We start from the raw sequence: 3,024 nt of genomic DNA, 5'->3' as shown, positions 1-3,024 counted from the left end.
CGGCATCGAGACGAAACGTCGCCAGACGAGGCCCGCGGTCAGTCGCTCCTGCCGGTTCCAGGGGAACAGGGAAACGAGTCGCGCCATGGCGCAATAGCCCACCAGGACCTGCGCCCAGGTGCCTATCATGGGTATCCAGAAAAGCCAGCGCATGGGCTCGGGAAGCGCAATGAGCAGTAGGAGCAGGTAGAAGAAGCGCACCTGCACCGGGAAGGCGGTCAACCCCGGCTCGCGAATGGCGAAGTGCAACAGGTTGATCACCGTCAGGCCCACGGCGAGGAACAGCCCGAGAGGATCGACCAGCACACCCGCGGTGAGCAGTCCGGCCGTGACCAGCCAGTACCACCAGGCTAGTTCCCTGAATTCCAGCATCAACATCGATTCCTCCCGTCGCTCCGCGACTCCCTGCAGAATGAAAAGCCAGCATAGCATTAGCTAGCTAATGGTAAATCCCGGCCGATGCGCCACTGGCTGACTCGGTCAGGGAGGGGGGATGGGGAGGTCGGGGCAGGGCCCGGAAAGCCGGGGGTGGCCTGCCGCGAGTGGCCACGGCACTCAGGGCATGCGCGGGGTGTCATGACCGGGCGAAGGCTGTCGCCGTTGCCGGCAACGGGTAGCCGGGTGTCGCGGAGGGCTGTCCGTAGCGGTCGAGTCGACCGCCGCGCGGCCGGGGATCAGGCGTAGGCCGGGTTTTTCACCGCGGCGAGCGCGGCGCGTGCGGCCTCGTCGACGTTGCCCTCGGTACCGGCGATGGTCAGCCGGCCGTACTTGCCCACGGCGTGGACTTCGATCAGCGAGATGTTCGCGGCCTTCTCGGCCTGGTTGGCGGCGTAGATGATGTAGCCGGCGGGCTCGACCTCGAGGATGAACATGCTCGCTTTCGGGAGGATCATGTTGCCCGAGCGGTTCTGACGGTTGATCAGGACGGTGTGGTCCGGCGTCATGCCGCGGATGATCTCCTGCCAGGCGATACGGCAGGGCTGGCGATCGGTCTGCTCGCGACCGAGGTGCTCCAGGACCGTATTGCCGGACTGGATGACGTCGCTCTGCACGCGGTGGTGGATGACCATCGTGCCGAAGGCGCGCTCGACCACCTGTTGCGCGAGCCGGACGCTGGAGGCCTCGAGGGCGGCATCGGTCAGCTTGTGGACGGCCATGCCCGGCGAGACTTCCACCCACAGGCAGGCGTCACCCGGGATCGGCAGAAACCCCTGGGACACCGTCGCCATGTACTCCGCCAGTTGAGGCTGAAGCGAGTCGATGAAGACGTATGTCCGGAGTTCGATCATCGGGCCGGGGCCTTGGCGGAGCGCGGTTGCGGTGGATGTATAAGGGATACCTGAGAGGTCGCGAGTCTACCATCAGCAAACGCCCACAGGCATAGCGATCCCTTATGGCTGCCATTGGCGACCTCGGCCAGGCCGACGGGCGCCGGTCCGACCCCGCATCGCGGTCAGCATCGGCATCAGCCAGTTCCGGGTGGACGACCCGCATTTCGAGGTGGCGCTCACGCGCGCCGACGATTCGCTCTACGAGGCCAAGCGCGCCGATCGGAACCGCGTGGTGGTGAACTGAGCCTCGGGTTTTCCGCCATGAGAGGCTGGCGGTTATCCTGTGCGCTGACGTCTTTACCGCCGGAGAATCCCGTTGAGAGACCCCAAGGACCCCTCACCCCACGCCACCTGCCAGCCCACGGGCGAGGCTCGCGTGCTCGTGCAGGGACTGCGCGATGCCGTGCCCTACATCCGCGAGCACGAGGGCCATGTCTTCGTCGTTACCTTCGGCGGCGAGGCCCTGGATGACCCGGCCACCTTCGAGCGGCTGATCCGCGACATCGTCCTGATCGCCGATCTGGGCGTCAAGCTGGTGCTGGTGCCGGGCACGCGCCCGCAGATCAACCGTCGCCTGGAGAATGCCGGCTTCCCGGAGCGTTTCCACCAGGGGCTGCGGGTCACCGAGCCTGCGATGATCGAGCCGTTGACCGAGGCCGTGGGCGCGGTGCAGTTCGACGTGATCTCCTGGCTGTCCGCCCGCCTGAGCCTCGCCTCGGGTTCGGGGCTGGCCCAGCGGGTGTTGACCGGCAACTTCATTACCGCACGTCCCATGGGCGTGATCGACGGCGTCGATCTCGGGCACACGGGCCGGGTGCGGCGCGTCGACGTCGAGGGGGTGCGCGATGCGCTGGGCGACGGCTCGGTCGTGGTGCAGACCAATCTCGGCTTCTCGCCGACCGGCGAGTTGTTCAACCTGCGTTCCGAGGACGTCGCCGAGAGCATGGCCGTGGCCCTGGGCGCGGACAAGCTGATCTTCCTTACCGACCCGCTGGACAACCTGCCGACGGCCATGAGCCTCGCCGAGGTCGAGGGGCTGCTCGACGATCCGAAGGTGTCGCTCTCCACCGAATTCCAGTTGCACCTGCAAAGCGCCGTGCGTGCCTGCTCGAAGGGCGTGGACCGCATCCACCTGGTCGACCGCGAGGTCGACGGGGCGCTCCTGGTCGAGCTCTACACCCGCGACGGTTGCGGCACGCTGATCACCAGCGAGCCCTACGAGCGCATTCGCCAGGCCACCCTCGACGACATCGGCGGGATTCTCGCCCTGATCGAGCCGATGGAACAGGCCGGTGTGCTGGTGCGCCGTTCGCGTGAACAGCTCGAACTGGAGACCGATCGCTTCGTGGTCATCGACCGTGACGGCGACATCATCGCCTGCGCCGCGCTCTACCCGTTTCCCGACGACCGGAGCGCCGAACTGGCCGCACTGGTCGTTCACCCGGCCTACCAGGGCGGCGGACGCGCGGGGCGCCTGCTCGCCTTCATGGAAAACCGCGCCCGCTCGCTGGGCCTGAAGTCGATCTTCCTGCTCTCCACGCAGACCATGGCGTTCTTCCGCGAGCGCGGCTTTGCCGACGAGAGCCTGGAGAACCTCCCCGCTGCGCGCCAGGCCTTCTACAACCTCAAGCGCAATTCACGCATCTTCCGAAAGTGGCTCTGATCCCGGGATGAGCATGAGCGAACGGTCGGT

Annotated in this window: 3 protein-coding genes; 1 reads left to right on the top strand and 2 read right to left on the bottom strand. The window is 66.7% G+C overall.

The genetic code is table 11. From position 1 onward, the window contains the following. Positions 1–372 (bottom strand): hypothetical protein (locus ACESL5_RS09700; RefSeq protein WP_372592576.1); only part of this gene is annotated, 372 nt, incomplete at its 3' end. Positions 373–674: 302 nt separating this feature from the next. Next, the gene (locus ACESL5_RS09695; protein WP_372592575.1) at positions 675–1,289 is read right to left on the bottom strand and encodes a BMC domain-containing protein; all 615 of its coding nucleotides are present in this window, start codon (positions 1,287–1,289) and stop codon (positions 675–677) included. A 358-nt stretch (positions 1,290–1,647) separates the two neighbouring features. Here ACESL5_RS09695 and argA point away from each other — a divergent pair, with 358 nt between their 5' ends. Next, complete coding sequence (gene argA / locus ACESL5_RS09690) at positions 1,648–2,994, top strand: amino-acid N-acetyltransferase (RefSeq protein WP_372592574.1); 1,347 nt, start codon at positions 1,648–1,650, stop codon at positions 2,992–2,994. Positions 2,995–3,024 lie beyond the last annotated feature (30 nt).

Source organism: Guyparkeria sp., assembly GCF_041687595.1.
GTDB lineage: Bacteria > Pseudomonadota > Gammaproteobacteria > Halothiobacillales > Halothiobacillaceae > Guyparkeria.
This window is presented reverse-complemented; position numbering and strand designations above follow the sequence as displayed.

Excerpts from the sequence above, each read along its gene's own strand:
- ACESL5_RS09695 (WP_372592575.1), bottom strand. The coding sequence starts at position 1,289 with ATGATCGAACTCCGGACATACGTCTTCATCGACTCGCTTCAGCCTCAA.